This is a genomic window from Staphylococcus sp. EG-SA-2, from assembly GCF_017152085.1.
Map to the genome: position 1 here is coordinate 1 of NZ_JACYHC010000360.1, position 276 is coordinate 276.

General features: G+C 30.4%; 1 protein-coding gene. It reads left to right on the plus strand.

Annotated features, from left to right (window positions below; all coding sequences use genetic code 11):
* Positions 1-125 (plus strand): hypothetical protein (locus IDG60_RS22080; protein WP_241013331.1); only part of this gene is annotated, 125 nt, incomplete at its 5' end.
* Between the last annotated feature and the right edge of the window lie 151 nt (positions 126-276).

A 276-nucleotide genomic window follows, 5' to 3' on the forward strand; every position in this document is an offset into this window, starting at 1 on the left:
GGTTGGCAATTGGTTTAGCAGAGGCAAACATGGGCACGTATATTAAGTATGCATTCTTTTGGATTTGGGGATTCGCCATCGTTATGTTAGTAATTGCAATGTTGATGGGCATTGTGACGATTTAAGTTGCATAAACATGTCGAAATGACAGAACAATTTTAAAAATTAATGAAATAATTGTGTAGAAATATGAATTTCACTAAATGTTAATAACTTTGTGACGTTTTAGTTAACAGACTAATAAAAATTTGAAAATACTATATATAGTGGTATAAC